18 protein-coding genes are annotated in these 21,292 nt (G+C 70.6%); 4 read left to right on the forward strand and 14 right to left on the reverse strand.

Annotated elements, in window-relative coordinates:
- Positions 1–58 precede the first annotated feature (58 nt).
- The 6 genes from trmD to proS all read right to left on the reverse strand — a co-directional run bounded on the left by trmD (position 59) and on the right by proS (position 4,857).
- Positions 59–892, reverse strand: coding sequence for a tRNA (guanosine(37)-N1)-methyltransferase TrmD (gene trmD, locus ABT254_RS27350; protein ID WP_351475307.1), 834 nt, complete (start codon positions 890–892; stop codon positions 59–61).
- Between the two features lie 3 nt (positions 893–895).
- Complete coding sequence (gene rimM / locus ABT254_RS27355; RefSeq protein ID WP_351475310.1) at positions 896–1,438, reverse strand: ribosome maturation factor RimM; 543 nt, start codon at positions 1,436–1,438, stop codon at positions 896–898.
- Between the two features lie 94 nt (positions 1,439–1,532).
- A complete protein-coding gene (locus tag ABT254_RS27360) occupies positions 1,533–1,772 on the reverse strand; it encodes an RNA-binding protein (RefSeq protein WP_003973401.1) in 240 nt (79 codons plus the stop codon).
- A 2-nt stretch (positions 1,773–1,774) separates the two neighbouring features.
- The gene (rpsP, locus tag ABT254_RS27365) at positions 1,775–2,194 is read right to left on the reverse strand and encodes a 30S ribosomal protein S16 (RefSeq protein ID WP_232650873.1); all 420 of its coding nucleotides are present in this window, start codon (positions 2,192–2,194) and stop codon (positions 1,775–1,777) included.
- A 389-nt stretch (positions 2,195–2,583) separates the two neighbouring features.
- Entirely contained in the window at positions 2,584–3,180 is a 597-nt protein-coding gene (locus ABT254_RS27370) for a hypothetical protein (protein WP_030943152.1), read from the reverse strand.
- Between the two features lie 261 nt (positions 3,181–3,441).
- Positions 3,442–4,857 carry a proline--tRNA ligase gene (gene proS / locus ABT254_RS27375; RefSeq protein ID WP_351475315.1) on the reverse strand — a complete coding sequence of 472 codons (1,416 nt, stop codon included), beginning with the start codon at positions 4,855–4,857 and terminating at the stop codon, positions 3,442–3,444.
- A 199-nt stretch (positions 4,858–5,056) separates the two neighbouring features.
- Between proS and ABT254_RS27380 the strand changes: the two genes are divergently transcribed.
- On the forward strand, positions 5,057–5,923 hold the full coding sequence (locus tag ABT254_RS27380) for an MDR/zinc-dependent alcohol dehydrogenase-like family protein (RefSeq protein ID WP_351475317.1): 867 nt from the start codon (positions 5,057–5,059) through the stop codon (positions 5,921–5,923).
- 76 nt (positions 5,924–5,999) lie between these two features.
- On the opposite strand, the gene ftsH is transcribed toward ABT254_RS27380, so the two are convergent.
- The 6 genes from ftsH to nsdA all read right to left on the reverse strand — a co-directional run bounded on the left by ftsH (position 6,000) and on the right by nsdA (position 15,764).
- Entirely contained in the window at positions 6,000–7,937 is a 1,938-nt protein-coding gene (gene ftsH, locus ABT254_RS27385) for an ATP-dependent zinc metalloprotease FtsH (protein ID WP_351475319.1), read from the reverse strand.
- 50 nt (positions 7,938–7,987) lie between these two features.
- The gene (gene ffh, locus ABT254_RS27390) at positions 7,988–9,541 is read right to left on the reverse strand and encodes a signal recognition particle protein (protein WP_351475322.1); all 1,554 of its coding nucleotides are present in this window, start codon (positions 9,539–9,541) and stop codon (positions 7,988–7,990) included.
- A gap of 275 nt (positions 9,542–9,816) precedes the next feature.
- Positions 9,817–12,264 (reverse strand): [protein-PII] uridylyltransferase, encoded by a 2,448-nt coding sequence (locus ABT254_RS27395; RefSeq protein WP_351475324.1) that lies wholly within the window; start codon positions 12,262–12,264, stop codon positions 9,817–9,819.
- Between the two features lie 27 nt (positions 12,265–12,291).
- A complete protein-coding gene (locus tag ABT254_RS27400) occupies positions 12,292–12,630 on the reverse strand; it encodes a P-II family nitrogen regulator (protein ID WP_003997576.1) in 339 nt (112 codons plus the stop codon).
- Complete coding sequence (locus ABT254_RS27405) at positions 12,627–13,964, reverse strand: ammonium transporter (RefSeq protein WP_351475327.1); 1,338 nt, start codon at positions 13,962–13,964, stop codon at positions 12,627–12,629. The genes ABT254_RS27400 and ABT254_RS27405 overlap by 4 nt, the downstream gene beginning before the upstream one ends.
- A gap of 315 nt (positions 13,965–14,279) precedes the next feature.
- Entirely contained in the window at positions 14,280–15,764 is a 1,485-nt protein-coding gene (gene nsdA, locus ABT254_RS27410) for a transcriptional repressor NsdA (RefSeq protein ID WP_351475330.1), read from the reverse strand.
- A gap of 444 nt (positions 15,765–16,208) precedes the next feature.
- Between nsdA and ABT254_RS27415 the strand changes: the two genes are divergently transcribed.
- Positions 16,209–16,865: a bifunctional DNA primase/polymerase gene (locus tag ABT254_RS27415; protein ID WP_351475333.1), complete on the forward strand. Its 657-nt coding sequence runs from the start codon at positions 16,209–16,211 to the stop codon at positions 16,863–16,865.
- A gap of 108 nt (positions 16,866–16,973) precedes the next feature.
- Here the strand turns inward: ABT254_RS27415 and ftsY are convergent, their stop codons facing one another.
- A complete protein-coding gene (gene ftsY / locus ABT254_RS27420; RefSeq protein ID WP_351475336.1) occupies positions 16,974–18,176 on the reverse strand; it encodes a signal recognition particle-docking protein FtsY in 1,203 nt (400 codons plus the stop codon).
- 105 nt (positions 18,177–18,281) lie between these two features.
- On the opposite strand from ftsY, the gene ABT254_RS27425 reads away from it, so the two are divergent.
- The gene (locus ABT254_RS27425) at positions 18,282–19,265 is read left to right on the forward strand and encodes an LLM class flavin-dependent oxidoreductase (protein ID WP_351475338.1); all 984 of its coding nucleotides are present in this window, start codon (positions 18,282–18,284) and stop codon (positions 19,263–19,265) included.
- A 40-nt stretch (positions 19,266–19,305) separates the two neighbouring features.
- Complete coding sequence (locus tag ABT254_RS27430; RefSeq protein ID WP_351475341.1) at positions 19,306–19,683, forward strand: hypothetical protein; 378 nt, start codon at positions 19,306–19,308, stop codon at positions 19,681–19,683.
- A gap of 108 nt (positions 19,684–19,791) precedes the next feature.
- Here the strand turns inward: ABT254_RS27430 and ABT254_RS27435 are convergent, their stop codons facing one another.
- On the reverse strand, positions 19,792–21,210 hold the full coding sequence (locus ABT254_RS27435) for a sugar porter family MFS transporter (protein ID WP_351475344.1): 1,419 nt from the start codon (positions 21,208–21,210) through the stop codon (positions 19,792–19,794).
- Between the last annotated feature and the right edge of the window lie 82 nt (positions 21,211–21,292).

The following is a 21,292-nucleotide window of genomic DNA, read 5'->3' on the forward strand; positions in this document are numbered from 1 at the left end:
GGCGGGCGTCGTGTCCCCCTGTGGCAGGGGCGCACGCCGGACGACGCACAACAGCGGTCTATTCTTCCACGCCCTCGGTCCTGCGCCAAAATCGGCCGTACGGCTCCCCCTCCGGGTCCGGGGCCCAGCCCAGGATGGAGAGCATCTCGCGGTCCTTCTTGTCGAAGGCCTTGGGGTCGCAGCGCTCGATCAGGTCGGGCCGGTTGGCCGTCGTACGCCGCAGGGCCTCGTCGCGGCGCCAGCGGGCGATCTTGCCGTGGTGGCCGCTGAGCAGCACGTCCGGGATCCCGCGGCCACGCCACTCCGGGGGCTTGGTGTAGACGGGGCCTTCCAGGAGGTTGGCCATGGCGCCGGGGGCGAAGGAGTCGTCGCGGTGGGACTCGGCGTTGCCGAGGACGCCGGGCAGCAGCCGGGCCACGGCCTCGGTGATCACCAGGACGGCCGCCTCGCCGCCGGCGAGGACGTAGTCGCCGATGGACACCTCGTGGACCGGCATCCGGGTGGCGTACTCGTCGATCACCCGGCGGTCGATGCCCTCGTAGCGCGCGGGCGTGAAGATCAGCCAGGGCCGTTCGGAGAGCTCGACGGCGAGTTCCTGGGTGAAGGGGCGGCCGCTCGGGGTGGGCACGATCAGCGCGGGCGTGTGCGAGCCGGTCTCGTAGCCGTCGGCGAGGGCGGAGTCCAGGGCGTCGCCCCAGGGGTCGGTCTTCATGACCATGCCGGGGCCGCCGCCGTACGGGGTGTCGTCGACGGTGTTGTGGCGGTCGTAGGTCCACTCGCGCAGATCGTGCACATGGACGTTCAGCTGTCCACGCGCGCGTGCCTTGCCGACGAGGGAGACGTTCAGTGGCTCCAGGTACTCGGGGAAGATCGTGACGACGTCGAGGCGCATCTCTTACGACTCTTCCCGTGCGGAGACGATTTCTGCGCTGTCGTCGATGAGGCCGGGCGGCGGGTCGATGACCGCCTTCTGCTCCTCGAGGTCGATCTCCGTGACGATCTCCTCGACGAACGGGATCATGACCTCGCTGCCGTCCGGACGCTCCACGATGAACAGGTCCTGGGAGGGCAGGTGCGAGATCTCGGTGATGCGGCCGACCTCGACACCGTCCTTCGTGACCACGTCCAGGTCCATCAGCTGGTGGTCGTAGTACTCGTCCTCCTCCTCGGGGAGCGCCTCCGGGTCCACCTCGGCGATCAGGAGGGTGTTGCGCAGCGCCTCGGCCGCGCCTCGGTCGCGTACGCCCTCGAAGCGCAGAAGCAGGCGGCCGCTGTGGACGCGGCCCGTCTCGATGGTGAGCGGGCCCGCCGAGGCGGGATCGGTGGCCAGTACGGCGCCGGGTGCGAGCCGCAGTTCGGGCTCGTCGGTACGGACCTCGACGGTGACCTCGCCCTTGATGCCGTGGGCACGGCCGATCCGTGCGACTACGAGCTGCACTTCCCAGGATCTCCTGTCGTAACGACTGGTAACGACTACGGGCCGGGGACGGCACAGTGGCCCTCCCCGGCCCGAGCCGGTGTTGCGTTTGGCGTCAGCGGACGTGGTCCACGTCGACGAGGTCGACGCGGACACCGCGGCCGCCGATGGCGCCCACGACGGTACGCAGAGCGCGCGCGGTGCGGCCGTTGCGGCCGATCACCTTGCCGAGGTCGTCGGGGTGGACCCGGACCTCGAGCACACGGCCGCGACGCAGGTTGCGCGAGGCGACCTGCACATCGTCAGGGTTGTCGACGATGCCCTTCACGAGGTGCTCGAGAGCCTCCTCGAGCATGCTCAGGCCTCGGTCGACGCGGACTCGGCGGGAGCCTCGTCCTTCTTCTCAGCCTTCTTCTTCTGGGTGATGGCCTCACCCTTGCCCTCGTCGTCGCCACCGAGGGCGTCGAACACCGGGCGAGCAGCCTTCGGCTCGGCCACGAGCAGCGGAGCCGGGGCGGGCAGGCCCTTGAACTTCTGCCAGTCGCCGGTCAGCTTCAGGATGGCGAGAACGGGCTCGGTCGGCTGCGCGCCGACACCCAGCCAGTACTGCGCGCGCTCCGAGTCGACCTCGATGCGCGAGGGGTTCTGCACCGGGTGGTACAGACCGATCTCCTCGATCGCACGGCCGTCACGACGGGTGCGGGAGTCGGCGACGACGATGCGGTAGTGAGGCGAACGGATCTTGCCCAGACGCTTCAGCTTGATCTTGACTGCCACGGGAGTGGGTTCTCCTGGATTTGACGTGGTTGGGCACGGCGAGATTGCCGCGTGGGGTTGCGGTACCCGAGTGCCCGATGGACGCGTCAGCCGGAGGCGAGAGGGTTCCTGTGCGGCTGTCGAGTACAGCTAGCCATTGTGCCATACCCGGCGGGGCGCTTTTGGCCGAGGGTGCGGCGCGGGTGCCCGGGCATGCCTGAGCGGCGCCTGGCCTTTCAGGCGCCGTCACGGGGTTCGCGGTCCGGCGGCGCGGAGTGCCGCCCGCGCCCACCCGTGCCGCCCCAGCGGCACGACTGCCCGCAGGCTGCGCGGGGGGGGTTACGGCGGCACTCCGAGCGCCTGGCGTTCCGACCGGCAGCCACGAGATGCCGGTGTCGAACGCCGCGCGACTACGCCGCCCCCACGACCTCCGGGATCCGGAACGGCTTGCCGCAGCCGCCGCAGACGATCGGTGCCTGGGCCAGCACCGACGGGACGACCCGTACGTTGCGGCCGCAGTCGCACACCGCCTTCACCCGGACCCCGCCCCCGGACGAGCCGTGCCGGGCCGCCGGGCCGCGGAAGCTCTTCGGGGTGTCGGCGGAGGTGGCCGCCGTGTGGGCCTTGAGGGCTCGCTGCAGCCGCTCGATGGTCGGGCGGTAGCGGCGCTTGGCCTCGGGGTTGAGCGTGACCAGCGAGAAACCGCTGCTGGGGTGCGGTTCCTCGGGGTGGTCCAGGCCCAGCTCCTCGGCGATCGCGAGGAATCTGCGGTTGTGGTACCGGCCGGCGCGGGACGTGTCGCGCACGCCGCGCGCGGCGGCGATGCCATGGACTGCCTCATGGAGCAGTCGCTCGAAGGAGAGCTCGTGACCGCACGCGGACGACGACTCTCCGATCAGGGACTCTGGCGCGGCAAGGTCCGGCAGCTCGGGGTGGTACCGCTGAATGTCGGCCCACGCCTCTGCCAGCTCTGCGGCGAGAACAGGTGGTGTCTGTGTCGTGCTCACGTAATGACAACGAGCGGGGCCTCGAATGTGTTCCTATTCCGGGCCATCCCAAATAATTTGCACGTACCCGTCAGTTGCCGCTGATGCGTGCCGACGAGGGCGGGTGCGCTGATCTGCGGAGAAACCTCACAGCTCGTCCCAAGCCGGTACGTAGTCCGCTCTACGCACCGGCGCGTAGACGGTGTCCACGCGCCGGTGCGGGTGTGATCCGCAGGTGCGCAAGGGGCGTTTCGGTCGCTCTGGCGGCGGAACGGCCCTGTATCAGTAAGCGCGCGCGACGACCGCGACGTTACCGGGCGCGTCGTCGGCGTCCGGAACCGACCCGTCCGCAGCGACCAGACACCGTACGGTCACCGCGTGCTCGGCCAGTCCGGCCTCGCCTTCTTCGCCGAGATCCGCCCAGGGAATGCGCGCCCAGCCGCCGGCGGCGACCGCCTCGACGGCTTCCTCGATCGTCGACACGTCGGCCGTACGGGACTCACGGCGCTCGCGGGACCGGGCGAGCAGGAGCGCCTGGTCCTCCTCCAGGATCGCCGGGAGGAGCCGCGCGAGGGAGTCGACCGGCATCGGCTCCTTGCCGCCGGGGATGCGGCGGGCCACCATCGCCGTGCCGTTCTCCAGGTCACGGGGGCCGACCTCGATGCGTACGGGCACGCCCTTCAGCTCCCAGTCGACGGCGCGGCGCCCGAAGGGGGTGTCGGTGCGGTCGTCGACGTGGACGCGAAGACCCGCCGCCCGCAACCGGTCACCGATCTCACGGACCTTGGCCAAAACCGCCTCCTCGCCCTTGATCGCGAGGACGACCACCTGGATCTGCGCCAGCCGCGGCGGGACCCTGAGGCCGTTGTCATCTCCGTGAGTCATCACCAGGGCGCCGATCATGCGGGTGGTCGAGCCCCAGGAGGTCTGCCAGACGAGTTCCTGCCTGCCTTCCCTGGACAGGTACCGGGTGTTGAAGGCCCTGGCGAAGTTCTGGCCCAGCTCGTGGCTGGTGACCATCTGGAGGGCCTTGCCGTCGCCCATCATGCTTTCGAGCGTGAGGGTGTTGACGGCGCCGGCGAAACGCTCCTTGACCGTCTTGCGGCCGGAGACGAAGTCCATCGCGAGCACGTTCCGCAGGAAGTCCCCGTAGACGTGCTCCTGGATGTGCGCGGCGAAGTCGCGCGCCTCCTCGTAGGTGGCGTGCGCGGTGTGGCCCTCCTGCCACAGGAACTCGGTCGTGCGGAGGAAGAGACGGGGCCGAAGCTCCCAACGGACCACGTTGGCCCACTGGTTGATCCGCAGGGGCAGGTCGCGGTAGCTCTGCACCCACTTCGAGAAGTAGTCGTTGATGATCATCTCGGAGGTGGGGCGGACGACCGCGGGCTCCTCCAGTTCCTTGCCGCCGCCGTGGGTGACCACGGCCAGTTCGGGGGCGAAGCCCTCGACGTGGTCGGCCTCCCTGGCGAAGTACGACTGCGGGATCAGCAGCGGGAAGTACGCGTTCTGGGTGCCCGTCTCCTTGATCCGGGCGTCCATCTCGGCCTGCATCCGCTCCCACAGCCCGTACCCGTACGGTCGGATCACCATGGTGCCGCGCACCGGCCCGTTGTCGGCCAGCTCGGCCTTGGTGATCAGATCCTGGTACCAGCGCGGGAAGTCGTCCGCGCGCGGGGTGAGAACGGGAGCCTTTGCCATGGGCGCGATGGTAGGGGCCCACGTTGCCGGGATGTGAATTCTTTTCGCCCGCATATGCAACCCACAAGCAGGACCCCGCTACCCCTGGACGAGCGGTCGAGTGCGGAGTTATCTGGCATACGGGGGGAGTGCGAGCGCACGTCACGGGGGCCAAGGAATCGGGTACAGGGGCAACTCTCGGCGGATTGGGGCGCTTTACATGACACCTACGCTCGTGCGGCAGCACCCGTCCCCTACGGGCCAGGCGCCCCGTGTGGACCTGTGTGCACGCGCGCGTGACTGGTCCGAGATCCAGGAGCGGATGCTGGTCCCGCTCTACGAGGCCGTCTACGAGCGACTGGAAGTGGGCCCCGGCACACGGTTGTTGGGCCTCGGCTGCGGCAGCGGGCTCGCCCTCTTGATGGCGGCCTCCAGAGGCGCCGCGGTCACCGGTGTCGACCACTCCTCCCCCGAACGGCTGGCTCTCGCGCGGGAGCGGCTGCTCCCGGACGCGTGGGGCACGCGCGCGCGTGCAGGTACCCGTGTCGTCGACGGCTCGCCCGAAGACGTCGTGGCCGCGGGCGACGCGGAGACGCCCGCGTTCACCCTGGTGACGGCTTTCGAGCCGATCGGGTGTCTGGCGGGCGACTCGGAGGGGCTCGGCGGGCTGCTGCAGGCAGCGACACCGCTCGCCGGGCACGGGGCGCCCGTGGTGCTCGCCGGCTGGGGTCCGCCGGAACGTTGCACCACGTCGTCCGTGCTGCGGGTGGCCACCAGGCTGGCGGATCCGCTGCGCAGCACGGGCAGTTGGCGCCCCGCCCTTCGCGACGACCTGGAGGAGGTCGCCCAGCGGGCGGGTCTGAAGCCCGACGGCTCCGGGCGGGTCGCCTGCCCGTTCGGGTACGCGAGCATCGACAGCGCCGTACGGGGCCTGCTGTCGACGGGCCTGTTCGACGCGGCGATCTCCGCGACCGACCAGGCGCAGGTGGACAAGGAGCTGGCGGAGGCCCTGCACCCGTATCGGCGCCGGGACGGGACGGTGTGGATGCCGAACGTGTTCCGGTACCTGATCGCCCGTACGCCTTAGGCGTGCTGTCCGGCGGATCAGCTCGGCCTCGCGGGGCCCGGCACGCGCTCCGCCAGAGGAGGTGCCCCCGTACAGGTCAGACGCCGTCGACCTTCGCCAACCGAGTGATCCCCGCGATCCGGTACGCGTCCGCCTCCTCCAGTGTCTCCCTCTCCAGCAGGGCCCGGGCGAGGGCGTCCAGTTGGCCGCGGTGGTCGGTCAGCTTGCGGCACGCCTCCTCGTAGCACTCGTCGACGATCCGGCGCATCTCGCCGTCGATCACATCGAGGGTTTGCGGGGCCGCCGCGAGGCCGTAGGCCTGCTGGGCGTCGTTGGGGAGGGCGGAGAGGCGGCCGACGCGCTCGCTCATGCCCCAGCGGGCGACCATGCCGCGCGCGATGCCGGTGACCTGCTCCAGGTCGTTCTCCGCGCCGGTGGTGACGACCCCGTAGACGACCTGTTCCGCCGCCATGCCGCCGAGCGCGCCGATGATCCGGCCGCGCAGGTACTCCTCGGTGTACGCGTACTTGTCGGACTCCGGGGTGGAGAGCGTGACGCCGAGGGCGCGGCCGCGCGGGACGATGGTGATCTTGCGGACGGGGTCGGCGCCGGGCTGGAGCATGCCGAGCAGGGCGTGGCCGCTCTCGTGATAGGCGGTGCGGCGGCGCTCCTCCTCGGGCATCACCAGCGGCCGTTCGGCGCCCAGTTGGACCTTCTCCAGAGCCTCGGAGAGGTCGGTCTGGGTCACCCGCTCCTGTTTGCGCTTGACGGCGAGCAGGGCCGCCTCGTTGGCGAGGTTGGCCAGTTCGGCGCCGGTCATGCCCGGGGTGGTACGGGCGACCTGGCCGAGGTCGACGTCGTTCGAGAGCGGGATCTCGCGGGTGTGGATCCGCAGGATGGCCTCGCGGCCGCCGCGGTCCGGGGGCGAGACCATGACCACCCGGTCGAAGCGGCCGGGGCGGGTCAGGGCCGGGTCCAGGACGTCGGCGCGGTTGGTGGCGGCGATGACGATGACGCCCTCGGAGCCGGAGAAGCCGTCCATCTCGGTGAGGATCTGGTTCAGCGTCTGTTCGCGTTCGTCGTGGCCGCCCATGCCGGAGCCGCCGCCGCGGGCCCGCCCGATGGTGTCGATCTCGTCGATGAAGATGATCGACGGCGCCACCTTGCGGGCCTCCGCGAACAGTTCACGCACGCGTGAGGCGCCGACGCCGACGATCATCTCGATGAACTCGGAGGCGGACGCCGAGAAGAACGGCACGCCGGCCTCACCGGCGACGGCACGCGCGAGGAGGGTCTTGCCGGTGCCGGGTGGGCCGGCGAGCAGCACGCCCCGGGGCATCTTCGCGCCCATCCTGCGGTAGGCGTCCGGGTTCTTCAGGAAGTCGACGACGTCGTTGAGCTCGCCCTCGACCTCGTCGATGCCCGCCACGTCCTCGAAGGTCGTGCGCTGGGCGCCCGGCTGCAGTTCGACCGGCTTGGGCGGCGTCTTGCGGCCGAGCATCCCGCCCGCGCCGCCCAGCCCCGCGCTCATCCGCCGCGCGACGAACACCCACACGGCGATCAGCAGCAGCATCGGGGCCAGCGAGATCAGCAGATTGGCCAGAAAGCTGCGGTGCTGGACGACCGGTTCCGCCGTGACGGTGACGTTGTGCTTCGTCAGGTCGTCCCAGATCTTGTCGCTCGCGAACGTCGGCCGCTCGGTGCTGAACTTGGTGTACTTGCCGCCGCCGTGCGGGCTCTTCTGCTCCTTCTTGAGCTGGCCCTGGATCGCATTGCCCTTGGCGTAGATCTTGCTGACGTTGCCCGCGTCGACCTGCTTGCTGAACTCGGTGTACGAAATCGTCGGCTCGTTGCCCTCGTTGAAGAACGAGAGGATCAGATTCGCGATCAGGTACACGACCAGCGCGGTCAGGATCAGGCTCCACCAGCCGCCGCGCATCCTCCGCCCGTCCGGCGGCTTGGGCGGCTGCTCGGGAGTGCCCTCGGTACGCCAGGGCTGGTCGGGCGACTTGCGCGGCGGGGCGGGGTTGGTCATAAGCGGACGTTACGACAACACCCCACCCCTGGCACGCGCACCGGGTGAACTCAGCCCATGAACTTCTTGAACTCGTCCGGGAGCTCGAAGTCCTGCGGCGCCTGCTGACCCGGCACGCCGAAGGCGCCACCGCCCTGAGCGGCGGCGGCCCGGCGTGCGGCCTCCTCCTGCTCCTGCTGCTTGCGCTTCATCGGGTTGCCGGAGCGCTGCTTGCCCTTGGCCTTCTTCGGCTGCTTCTTGGCGCGGCCGGCGCCGCCGCCCATGCCCGGCATCCCGGGCATACCCGGCATGCCGCCGCCCTGGGCCATGCGGGACATCATCTTGCGGGCCTCGAAGAACCGCTCGACCAGGTTCTTGACCGCGCTGACCTCGACGCCGGAACCCTTGGCGATACGGGCGCGGCGCGAGCCGTTGATGATCGTCGGCTCCTGGCGCTCGGCCGGCGTCATCGACTTGATGATGGCGGCCGTGCGGTCGACGTCCCGCTCGTCGATGTTGTTGATCTGCTCCTTGATCTGGCCCATGCCGGGCATCATGCCGAGCAGCTTGGAGATGCTGCCCATCTTCCTGACCTGCTCCATCTGGGCCAGGAAGTCGTCAAGGGTGAAGTCCTGGCCCTTCTTGGAGGCCAGCTTGGAGGCCATCTTGGCGGCCTCTTCCTCGCTGAACTCCTTCTGCGCCTTCTCGAACAGGGTGGCCAGGTCACCCAGGTCGAGGATGCGGGAGGCCATCCGGTCCGGGTGGAAGACGTCGAAGTCGTCCAGCTTCTCGCCGTTCGAGGCGAACATGATCGGCTTGCCGGTGACCGAGGCGATGGACAGGGCCGCACCACCGCGGGCGTCACCGTCCAGCTTGGACAGGACCACGCCGTCGAAGCCGACGCCGTCGCGGAAGGCCTCCGCCGTGTTGACGGCGTCCTGACCGATCATCGCGTCGACGACGAAGAGGATCTCGTCCGGCGAGATCGCGTCACGGATGTCGGCGGCCTGCTGCATCATCTCCTGGTCGATGCCCAGGCGGCCGGCGGTGTCCACGATGACGATGTCGTGGACCTTGGTCTTCGCGTGCTGGATCGAGTCCTTGGCGACCTGGACCGGGTCACCCACGCCGTTGCCCGGTTCGGGGGCGAAGACGGCCACGCCGGCCCGCTCGGCGACGACGCTCAGCTGGGTGACCGCGTTCGGGCGCTGGAGGTCGGCGGCGACCAGGAGCGGCGAGTGGCCCTCTTCCTTGAGGTGCTTGGCCAGCTTGCCCGCGAGGGTGGTCTTACCGGCACCCTGCAGACCCGCGAGCATGATCACGGTCGGCGGCTGCTTGGCGAACCGCAGGCGGCGGGTCTGGCCGCCCAGGACGGTGACCAGCTCGTCGTTGACGATGTCCAGGACCCGCTGGGCGGGGTACTGCGTGCCGGAGACCTCGGGGCCGAGGGCGCGCTCCTTGACGTTCTTGATGAACGCGCGGACGACGGGCAGGGCCACGTCCGCCTCGAGCAGCGCGATACGGATCTCGCGCGCGGTGGCGTCGATGTCCGCCTCGGAGAGCCGTCCCTTGCCGCGCAGGTTCTTGAAAGTCGCTGAGAGGCGATCGGAGAGAGTATCGAACACGGCGGCGTCGGTCCTCGGGGTCGGTGGCAGTATGAGCGTCTTCCAGGGTATCCGGCCGCGCAAGACAATCGTCCCCGCCCGGTGCATACGACGGACGGGACGGGCAGCCTGCGCAGGTGAGGGCGGCCCTCGGCGTCGGCCGGACCGGGCGGTCTCGACGCCTGCGCCCAAGGGACGGCGCCTGCGCCCAAGGGACGGAATGACGCCGGCACCCGGGCCCGCACCCGGGCAGACGGGCCCCGATCAGCGCCTGGGACGCCTTTGCGTCATCCGCCTCACCCCCGCAGCGTCTCCTCCAGCTTCCGGGCCACGGCGGACGCCTCCTCGCCCGGCAGGGGCGCGCCCTCCGGACCGGTCACGTAGAAGGCGTCCACGGCGTTCGCGCCCAGCGTGGAGACATGCGCACTGCGGACCCGTACGTTCGCGTCCTCCAGGGCCCGCCCGATGCGGAACAGCAGGCCGGGGGCGTCCTGCGCCCGCACCTCGATCACGGTGGCCAGCCGGGAGGCGGCCGAGGCGACCGTCACCCTCGCCGGCGGCGCCACGACTCCCCGGCGGCGCGGATACGCGGCGTCGCGCTCGGCGAGGCGCCCGGCGATGTCCAGGGACCCGTCCAGCGCCCGTACGAGATCCGCCCGCAGCCGGGCCGCCTGGGGCAGCGAGCCGTACTCGGCGGCGACCCGCCAGTTCAGCAGCAGGACCGAGCCCTCGACGCCGTCCGGCAGGTCCAGGGTGCGCAGCTCGGCGGTGCGCACGGTCAGCCGGTGCATGGCGAGGACACCGGCCACCGCGGGCAGCACGGCCTCCTGGTCCGGCACGGCGATGAGCAGTTCGACGCCGAGCGGCTCCGGGTCGCCGGAGGGCTGTTCCTCCGCCGGCGGCTCGGTCTGGGCGCGCAGGGACAGCACCGGGCTGCCGGTGGCGACCGCCTCGATGGCGAGCCGCTCCTGCTCGGCGGTGGGCGCGGCGGCCTCGGGCTCTTCGGGTACGTCCCCGGCGAGGACGGCGGCGACCCGCTTGACCAGGTCGGCGACGAGCGAGCCGCGCCAGGACGACCAGGCGGCCGGTCCGGTGGCCAGGGCGTCCGCCTCGGTCAGCGCGTGCAGCAGCTCCAGGGTGGACTGCGAGCCGACCGCCTCGGCGACCGAGCGGACCGTGGCCGGGTCCTCCAGGTCGCGGCGGGTGGCCGTCTCGACCAGCAGCAGATGGTGGCGTACGAGCGTGGAGAGCACGGCCACGTCGTCGCGGTCGAAGCCGATCCGGGCGGCCACGTCCTTGGCGATGATCTCGCCGGCCACCGAGTGGTCGCCGGGCCAGCCCTTGCCGATGTCGTGCAGCAGCGCGGCGACCAGGAGCAGGTCGGGACGGTGGACGCGGCGGGTGAACTCGGAGGCGCGTACGGCCGTCTCGATCAGGTGCCGGTCGACGGTCCAGATGTGGACGGCGTTGCGCTGCGGGCGGCAGCGCACCCGCTCCCAGTCCGGAAGCAGCCTCGTGATCAGGCCTTCCGCCTCCAGCGCCTCCCAGACGTCGGTGGTGGGGTGCCCGGAGCCGAGCAGGGTGACCAGCTGTTCGCGGGCCTCGGCGGGCCAGGGCGTGGGCAGGGGGCGCACGGTCGCCGCCATACGCCGTACGGCGTGCAGGGAGAGCGGGAGGCCGGCCTGCGCGGCGGCGGCCGCGGCGCGCAGCGGCAGCACGGGGTCGCGCTCGGGGCGCGCGGCCCGGGCGAGCACCACCTCGCCGTCCTGCTCGACCACGCCCTCGGCCAGCGGAGAGCGCTCGGGCACGGGCTTGCCGCCGCCGAGCATGGCGCGCAGCCGCGGCCGTACGGCACGCGACCGCAGCACGCGCGCCACTTCGCGCCAGGTGACGTCACTGGCGTACGAGATGACGCGTGCGGCTTCGTAGACCTGGCGCAGGAGGGTGTCGGCGTCCAGCAGTCCGAGCTCGACGGCCACCTGGTCCTGCTCCTGGAGCGCGAGCCGGTCGGTCGCCCGCCCGGTCGTCAGGTGCAGGGCGTCGCGTACGTCGAGCAGCCGGCGCCGGGCGTCGTCGAGGCCCTCGCGCGGGGCGTCGGCCAGCCAGGAGGCGGCTACGGCGCGCAGGGTGGTGGCGTCACGCAGACCGCCGCGGGCCTCCTTCAGGTCCGGCTCCAGCAGGTACTGCAGCTCGCCCTGGCGTTCGGCGCGCTCGGCGCAGAGTTCCTGGAGTTCGGGGAGACGTTTCGGCGCCTGGTTGCGCCAGTCGGCGAGGACGGCCGTCCGCAGACCGGCCGTCATGCCCAGGTCGCCGGCGATGTGGCGGGCGTCCAGCAGACCGAGCTGGACCTTCAGGTCCTCCGCGGCCGTCTTGCGGGCCTCGGCGGGGGTGCGCACCGAGTGGTCGAGGGCCAGGCCGAGGTCCCACACGGGGTACCAGATGCGGTCGGCCAGGGCGGCGACCGCCTTGGGGTCGCTGCCGTCGTGGAGGAGGAGCAGGTCCAGGTCGCTGCGTGGCGAGAGCTCACCGCGGCCGTAGCCGCCCACGGCGACCAGGGAGACCCCGCGCAGTCCCTCGGCGCCCGCGGCGAACAGCCCCGTCAGCCAGTCGTCCGTCAGCTCCGACAGGGCGGTACGGCGCGGCGGCCCGGACCGCGCCCCCTCGGTGAGGAGGTGCAGCCGGGCCGCCGCGTAGCCGCTGGGTCCCGAGTCTTCCGTTTCCTTGTGCACGTCCGTGCTCGACACCCAGCAGCTCCTGTCCTTCTTCTTCCTTTAGAGCGCGTCCGGGCCGCGCTCGCCGGTCCGGACCCGTACGGCCGTCTCGACCGGCAGGGACCAGACCTTGCCGTCACCGATCTTGCCGGTTCGGGCCGCCTTGACGATGACGTCGATCAGCTGCTCGGCATCGTCGTCCTCGGCCAGGACCTCGATACGGATCTTGGGGACCAGGTCGACGGTGTACTCGGCACCGCGGTAGACCTCGGTGTGGCCCCGCTGACGACCGTAGCCGCTCGCCTCGGTGACCGTCAGGCCGTGGACTCCGAAGGCCTGCAGGGCCTCCTTGATCTCGTCGAGCCGGTGGGGCTTCACGACGGCGGTGATGAGCTTCATGCGTCAACCTTCTTGCTCTCCGTGGCGGCCAGGACCGAGGCGGCGGATCCGGCGATGCCGCCACCCGCGCCGCTGAAGTCGTATGCGGTCTCGGCGTGCTCCGCCTGGTCGATACCGGAGATCTCCTCGTCCTCGGTGACCCGCATCCCGATGGTCTTGTCGAGGAGGAAGGCGAGGATCGCGGAGGCGATCAGGGAGTAGGCGAGGACCGCGCCGACACCGGCGAACTGCTTCCACAGCTGGGTGAAGGAGTGGTCGCCGTAGAAGACGCCCGTCGCGGTCGACTGGCCCTTGCCGGTGGCGAAGAAGCCGATGAGCAGGGAGCCGATGATGCCGCCGACCATGTGGACGCCGACGACGTCGAGAGAGTCGTCGTAGCCGAACTTGTACTTCAGGCCCACGGCCGCGGCGCAGGCGACACCGGCGATGGCGCCGACGGCGATCGCGCCGAGCGGGGAGACCGCACCACCGGACGGGGTGATCGCGACCAGACCGGCGACCGCACCGGAGGCGGCGCCCAGCGTGGTGAACGCGCCGTGGCGGATCTTCTCGTAGGCGAGCCAGGCCAGCATGGCGGCGGCGGTGGCGACCTGCGTGTTGACGAACATCAGCGCGCCGACGCCGTCGTCGTTGCCGAGCCACGAACCGGCGTTGAAGCCGAACCAGCCGAACCACAGCAGACCGGCACCGAGCATCACCAGCGGGAGGCTGTGCGGGCGCATCGGGTCCTTCTTGAAGCCGACGCGCTTGCCGATGACCAGGATGACGCCGAGGGCGCCCGCACCGGCGTTGATGTGGACCGCGGTACCACCGGCGAAGTCGATCACGCCCAGCTTGAAGGCCCAGCCGTCAGAGCCCCAGACCCAGTGGGCGACCGGGACGTAGACGACCGTCAGCCACAGGGCGACGAACAGCGCCCAGGCCGAGAACTTGACGCGGTCCGCGAGGGCGCCGCTTATCAGGGCCGGAGTGATGATGGCGAACATCATCTGGAAGACCATGAAGACGAAGATCGGGATGGTGTAGCCGGGCCACAGCTCCGTGAGACCGATCTTGCGGAGGCCGAACCAGTCGGAGTCCCAGCCGATGAGGCTGTTGTTCGTACCGAAGGCGAGGGAGAAGCCGTAGAGCACCCACAGAATGGTGACGATTCCGATGCTGATGAAGCTCATCATCAGCATGTTGAGGGTGCTCTTGACGCGGACCATGCCTCCGTAGAAGAAGGCGAGGCCCGGCGTCATGATCAGTACCAGAGCGGATGCAATGAGCATGAAGCCTGTGTTCGCGGAGGACAGCTTGGGTGCCTCCGCGGCAAGCGTGATGGCTGGTGCCATCGGCGTCTCCTCGTCGTTGGTACGGCCCCGTGCGGGCGAAGCCTGAAGCGGTCATGAGGGGTGGGCCGGTTATGCGCCATGAGATTGGCGCAGCGCGGTTTCGTTGGAAGCCCCTCGTTGTTTCGCCGCCGTGACGAAGGCGCCCTGCGTGTTACGCCTCGATGAACTGCCGGATGTCGGGTGCGTTCATCGTTATCGTGGCGCAACCTTCACAGAAGGAAAAAACCGGCCACGGGCGGCCTTCCGATGACCTGGCATGGGGGGAGCCGAGTCGGGCAGTTCGGGAGGGCCGGCCGCGGCCGGGGTCAGGGGATTTCAGACCGCCTCGGCGGTCTCGGGGAGCTCGACGGCGAGCTTCTCGGTGAGGTCCACGACCTCGGCGAGGTCCCCGAAATCGCGTACGGCCGTGTCGACCGTCTTTCGGATACGAGTGTTCACGCGCTCGGAGCGGACCTTCTTGGCGATGTGCATGGCCTGCTCGGCCAGCACGGCGCTGCGCTCGGGCTCACGCTGGAGCAGGTGCACCGTGGCCATGCCGATCAGGTTCAGTGCATACGAGCGCTGGTGCTCGGCGTCCCGGGAGAACAGCTCGACGGCCCGCTGCATCACGGGCTCGGCGAGGGACGCGTAGGTGGGGCTGCGGCCCGCGACATAGGCGAGGTCGCGGTAGGAGTGGGAGTTCTCGCCGTGCAGCTCGGCCTCGGAGAAGAAGCGGATCCAGTCGGGGTCCGGCTCGTCCCACTCGTCCGCGTCGGCGAAGGTGTCCTCGGCCATCCGGACCGCCCGCTTGCACTTGCCGGGCTGCCCCATGTTGGCGTAGGCGCGGGCCTCCATCGCATACAGCATCGACTGGGTGCGGGGGCTCGCGCAGTCCCGGCTGCCGTACTGCGCGAGGTGGATCAGTTCCAGCGCGTCGTCCGGCCGGCCGAGGTGGATCATCTGGCGGCTCATGCTGGAGAGGATGTACGAGCCGAGCGGCTTGTCGCCGGCTTCCTTGGCCGCGTGCAGGGCGAGGACGAAGTACTTCTGGGCGGTCGGCTGGAGCCCGACGTCGTACGACATCCACCCGGCCAGCTCCGCCAGCTCCCCTGCGACCTTGAACAGCTTCCTGGTGGTGGCCTCGGGCTGGGGCTCCTGGAGGAGGTCCGTCACCTCGTGGAGCTGGCCGACGACCGCCTTGCGGCGCAGGCCTCCGCCGCACTGGGCGTCCCACTGCCGGAACATCACCGTCGTGGACTCCAGGAGGTCCAGCTCGGGCTTGGAGAGCCGGCCGGGCCGGCGGGGCGCGGCCGGCGGCTCCGGCTCCGACTGCGGCCCCTGGGGCGTGGGCACCAGCCAGCGCTGCATGGGCTCGATGAGGGACGGGCCCGCGGACAGGGCCAGCGAGGTCCCGAGGAAGCCGCGCCGCGCCAGCATCAGGTCGCTGCGCGAGAACTCGCTGAGCAGGGCCACCGTCTGCGGGCCCGTCCAGGGCAGGTCGACGCCGGACACGGAGGGTGACTGCCGGGCCGCTCGCAGGCCGAGGTCCTCGACGGAGACCACACAGCCGAAGCGCTCGGAGAACAGCTCGGACAGGATCCTGGGGATCGGCTCGCGGGGGTTCTCGCCGTCCAGCCAGCGGCGCACCCGGGAGGTGTCCGTGGAGATGTGATTGGCGCCCAACTGGCGCGCCCTGCGGTTGACTTGGCGGGCGAGTTCGCCCTTCGACCAGCCGCTGCGCACGAACCAGGACGTGAGCAGCTCGTTGGGGCGCTTGTCCGTGCTGGTCGCGGTCGTCCCGCTTCCGCCGTTGCCGCTCACTGGAACGCCCCCATCCCTGAGACCACTTGTCGCCGAGTGCGCCAAGCCCTATCAGAATGCCGGTAAATACAGCCGCCCGTCCGCCGGTTCTCACCCTTCGAACGGGATACCTACTTGCCTCCGGCATACCCACGAGTGCATGTGCCCCCAGGACTCGTGCACTTACAGTAATCCTACGATCACTGGTCCAGCCATGGCGATCCCGGAAACGCCACCATTCGCCACCCCTTCGAATGAACTCAGTGTCGCCTCGGCGCGATTCACTTGACATAGACCAACCCGGAGTAGGCGGAGCGATGCACTCAGGGGCGTGCGCCGCCGAGTTCACCACCCGGGGCACTTCGAGCGCCGCCCGGACAACGCGGGGCCGATGCATCCGGAACACAGGGTCACGATCCGCATCCGCGTCGTAACCACCGACGCGTCGGACCCGTTGGAGGGGGCATGGGCTTCACGATCGGCGGCATCCGGGAGATCCGCTCCGGCTCGCGTCGGCGCGGCCGCTCCTCGGAGTGCACCGCCGTCGCCGAGTTCACGGGGCTCTGGGGCTGGGACGCGGTTCCGGGAGCCCGGGCCGCGGCGGGCGCCTGTTCCTGCGGCCGGGCGGACTGCGGCGCACCGGGGGCGCACCCCCTGGAGTTCGCGCCCCAGGTCCAGGCGGGCGCCACGCTCGACGAAGTGACCAAGGCCTGGGGCGAGTTCCCCGGGGCGTCGGTGATGCTCGCGGTCGGCCGGGCGTTCGACGTCATTGAGGTGGCCGAGCCCGCCGGCCGCCGCGCCCTGGTCCGTCTGGAGCGTATGGGCCTGCCCGTCGGGCCGGTCACCGCGACCCCCGAGGGCCGCGCCCAGTTCTTCGTCGCCCCCGGAGCCGCCGCCGAACTCCCCGAGCTGCTGTACCGCATGGGCTGGGACGACCCGACCTCCCTGGACCTGCGGGGCCTGGGCCCCGGCACCTACATCACGGCCCCGCCGTCCGACCGGGGCGGCCTGGGCCCGGTGCGCTGGCTGCGGCCGCCCGCCCTGGACTCGGCCACGAAACCGCCGGCGGCACGGCTGCTGCTGGGGACGCTGGCTTATGTGGCGCATCGGTCGCGGGCGTAGTCGTATCCGCGCAGACGTACACAGCGAAGCGCCCGCCTCCCAACTGCACCTTGGGAAACGGGCGCTTCTTCGGCCACAGACCACATACCGACTCTGGTAGGTGGGGGGTCACTCTCCGATAAGGGCGTCAACGAACGCCTCCGGCTCGAACGGCGCCAGGTCGTCGGCGCCCTCGCCGAGACCCACCAGCTTGACCGGCACGCCCAGCTCGCGCTGGACCGCGACCACGATGCCGCCCTTCGCCGTACCGTCCAGCTTGGTGAGCACGATGCCGGTGATGTCGACGACCTCGGCGAACACCCGGGCCTGCACCAGGCCGTTCTGCCCGGTCGTCGCGTCGAGGACGAGGAGGATCTCGTCCAGCGGGGCGTGCTTCTCGACGACGCGCTTGACCTTGCCGAGCTCGTCCATGAGCCCGGTCTTGGTGTGCAGGCGCCCGGCGGTGTCGATGAGGACGACGTCGCAGCCCATCTCCTTGCCCTCCTTCACCGCGTCGAAGGCGACGGAGGCGGGGTCGCCGCCCTCCGGCCCGCGCACGGTGTGGGCGCCGACCCGCTCGCCCCAGGTCTGGAGCTGGTCGGCGGCGGCGGCACGGAAGGTGTCGGCGGCGCCGAGGACGACGCTGCGGCCGTCGGCGACCAGGACGCGGGCCAGCTTGCCGGTGGTGGTGGTCTTGCCGGTGCCGTTGACACCGACGACCATCACGATGCCGGGCTTGCTGGTCTCGGGCTCGGTCCTGACCGTGCGGTCGAAGTCGGTGCCGACCAGCTTGAGGAGTTCCTCGCGCAGCAGGCCGCGCAGCTCGGCGGGGGTGCGGGTGCCGAGCACCTTCACCCGCGCGCGCAGGCTCTCGACCAGCTCCTGGGTGGGGGCCACGCCGACGTCGGCGGTGAGCAGCGTGTCCTCGATCTCCTCCCAGGTCTCGTCGTCGAGGTGCTCGCGCGACAGGAGCGTGAGCAGCCCCTTGCCGAGCGCGTTCTGGGAGCGGGAGAGGCGGGCGCGCAGACGGACCAGGCGTCCGGCCGTCGGCTCGGGGACCTCGAGCTCGGGGATCTCGAGGACGGGCGGCTCCTCGACGGCGACCGGCGCCGAGCCGTCGGGAAGATCCACCTCCTCTATCGTCCGGCGCGGTTCGTCGCGGGGTGTCTCGGCCTCGTCGCCGACATGCGGCTCGGCCGGAGGGGCGGTGATGTCGGGCGCGGCGGGCGGCGGCGGGGGCAGCGACTTCTTCCGTCGGCTGCCGATGACGAGCCCGCCGAGCGCGCCGAGCACGACCACGGCGATGACTACAGCAAGGATGACGGTTTCCATAACGGGTCCAGTATCAGTCATGGAGTCCTGCGACACCCCTCTGGATGTCTGACACACCGTCAGCTAACGTCCCCCTGCACACCCGTCCGGTGAAGGGAGACCCCCATGCCCGTCTCCGTCGTACGTTTCAACCTCGTCGAACCCGGCGCCACCCCCGCCTCGCTCGCCGCCCGCTACCGGGCCGCCCTGGAGATGGCCGCGTACGCCGACGAGCACGGGATCACCACGGTCCAGACGGAGGAGCACCACGGCGCCGACAACAACTGGCTGCCGTCGCCGTTCGCCTTCGCGGGGGCGGTCTTCGGCGCCACCCGGCGCATCGCGGTCACCGTCTCGGCGGTGATCGGCCCGCTGCACGACCCGCTGCGGCTGGCCGAGGACATCGCCGTACTGGATCTGCTGAGCGGCGGCCGGCTGGTGACCGTCGCCGGGATCGGGTACCGGCCCGAGGAGTACGCACAGTTCGACGTGGACTGGAAGCGGCGCGGCAGGCTCCAGGACGAGCTCCTCGAGACGGTGCTCAAGGCGTGGACCGGGGAGGAGTTCGAGTACCGGGGCCGTACGGTACGGGTCACCCCGCGTCCCTTCACCGAGCCGCACCCCCTGCTCCTGGTCGGCGGCTCCTCGAAGGCCGCCGCCCGGCGCGCGGCCCGACTCGGGCTCCCCTTCTTCCCGAGCGCGCATCTGCCGGAGCTGGAGGCGTACTACAAGGAGCGGCTCGTCGAGTACGGCACCGAGGGCTGGACCATGATGCCCGCCGCCGAGACGCCGCTGCTGCACCTCGCCGAGGATCCCGACCGGGCGTGGGCCGAGTACGGCGAGCACTTCCTGCACGAGGCGCGGACGTACGCCTCCTGGCAGTCCGGCGACATCCGCTCGGCGGTGAAGTCGGCGGCCACGAGCGTGGACGAGCTGCGCGCGGAGGGCGTGTACCGGATCCTCACCCCCGACGAGTGCGTGGCGCAGGGGCTCGACAGCCCCGTGCTGCATCCGCTGGCCGGCGGGATGCCGGTGGAGGAGGGGTGGCGGAGTCTGCGTCTGTTCGCGGAGGGGGTGCTTCCGGCGCTCGGGGCCGAGCCGGGGCGATAACCGGTGGTCGGGCAGGGCCCGGCGGTGGTCCACTGCGGCCATGAGTCTGCTGGTGGAAGTGTTCGTCCGGGAGCCGGACGGCGAGATGCGGATACTCGACGTGCCGGACGACGTGTACCAGTCCGGTGGGTTCGAGTCCTGGCGTACGACGGTGTGGGGGTCGGAGTTCGTACGCTCGCTGGGTGCCCGCTTCCTGCCGGCCCTGGCGGACGACGACCTCTACGTCGAGGCCGGGGACGTGCCGGAGTTCCGGCGCGAGGTCGCCCTGCTGCGCTCCCGTCTCGACGAGCTCGCCCACGGCACCGAGCGGCCGCGGACCGTCGAGGAGCACCGGCACCAGATCGATACCCGGCTGCGGATCATCGAGGAGAGCATCCGCAAAGCCCTGGAGATCGGTGGTGGCGTCCTCATCTGGTGAGACATGACACCGCCGCCCCGCCCGGAAAGGTGACCGGGCGGGGCGGCGGACGGTACGAGGAGAGGGGCAGCGGGGACTTGGCCCTTCTCCCCGAGTGTGCGGGGCTGCTCAGCCCATCTCCTCCAGCGCCTTGCCCTTCGTCTCCTTCACGAACTTCAGGACGAACGGGACGGACAGCGCCGCGAAGACCGTGTAGATCACATAGGTCGCGGAGAGGTTCCAGTCGGACAGGGACGGGAAGCTGGCGGTGATGGCCCAGTTGGCGATCCACTGCGCGGAGGCGGCCACGCCCAGGGCGGCGGCGCGGATCTTGTTCGGGAACATCTCGCCGAGCATGACCCAGACGACCACACCCCAGGACAGGGCGAAGAAGAGGACGAAGACGTGCGCGGCGATCAGGGCGGTCCAGCCCTGCGCGGCCGGCAGCTTGCCGTCGACCAGGTGGTACGAGAAGGCCCAGGCCTCCAGCGCGAGACCGACGACCATGCCGATCGAGCCGATCAGGGCCAGCGGCCTACGGCCGATCCGGTCCACGAAGACCATGGCGATCACGGTGCCGACGATGTTGATGATCGACGTCGTGAAGGAGTAGAAGAACGAGTCCGTCGGGTCGACGCCGACCGACTGCCACAGGGTCGAGGAGTAGTAGAACGCGACGTTGATGCCGACGAACTGCTGGAAGACCGAGAGGCCGATGCCGATCCAGACGACCGGCTTGAAGAAGAAGCCGCCGCCGAGCAGGTCCTTGAAGGCGGACTTGTGCTCACTCTTCATCGCGTGCTCGATCTCGTTCACGCGGGCGTCCAGGTCGCCGTGCTCGCCCTCGACCTCGGCGAGGATCTCGCGGGCGCGCTCATGCCTGCCCACGGAGATGAGGAAGCGGGGCGACTCGGGGATGGCGAAGGAGAGCAGGCCGTAGAGGACGGCCGGGATCACCATCACACCGAGCATGACCTGCCAGGCCTCCAGGCCCATCAGCTTGCCGCGCTGGTCGCCGTCGGCGCCGTTCAGCAGACCCCAGTTGACCAGCTGCGAGACGGCGATGCCGATGACGATCGCGGCCTGCTGGAAGGAACCGAGGCGGCCGCGGTACGCGGGCGGGGCGACCTCGGCGATATAGGCGGGGCCGATGACCGAGGCCATACCGATGGCGAAGCCGCCGACCACGCGCCAGAGGGCGAAGTCCCACAGCGCGAAGGGCAGCGCCGAGCCGACGGCGCTGACGGTGAACAGCACGGCGGCGATCTGCATGACCCGGATACGGCCGATCCGGTCGGCGATGCGGCCGGCGGTCGCGGCGCCGATGGCGCAGCCGATCAGGGCGATGGCGATGACCTGGGCCAGGGCCGCGGAGCCGATGCCGTAGCGGTCCCGGATGGCCTCGACGGCGCCGTTGATCACGGAGCTGTCGTAGCCGAACAGGAAACCGCCCATCGCGGCCGCCGCCGCGATGAAGGTGACGCGCCCGAGGTGCTCGGGACGAGCCGTTCTGGCTCCTGACTTCTGTGCCTGCACTGTGCTGGTCACGTTCAACTCCTCGGGCCACCGGCAGCGCTGCCGGGTGGGGGACCCTTCCCGGTAGGTAATACCTGAAGGTAAAAACAACGTT

It is taken from the genome of Streptomyces sp. NPDC001137 (assembly GCF_040298885.1).
In the GTDB taxonomy this organism is placed as follows: domain Bacteria; phylum Actinomycetota; class Actinomycetes; order Streptomycetales; family Streptomycetaceae; genus Streptomyces.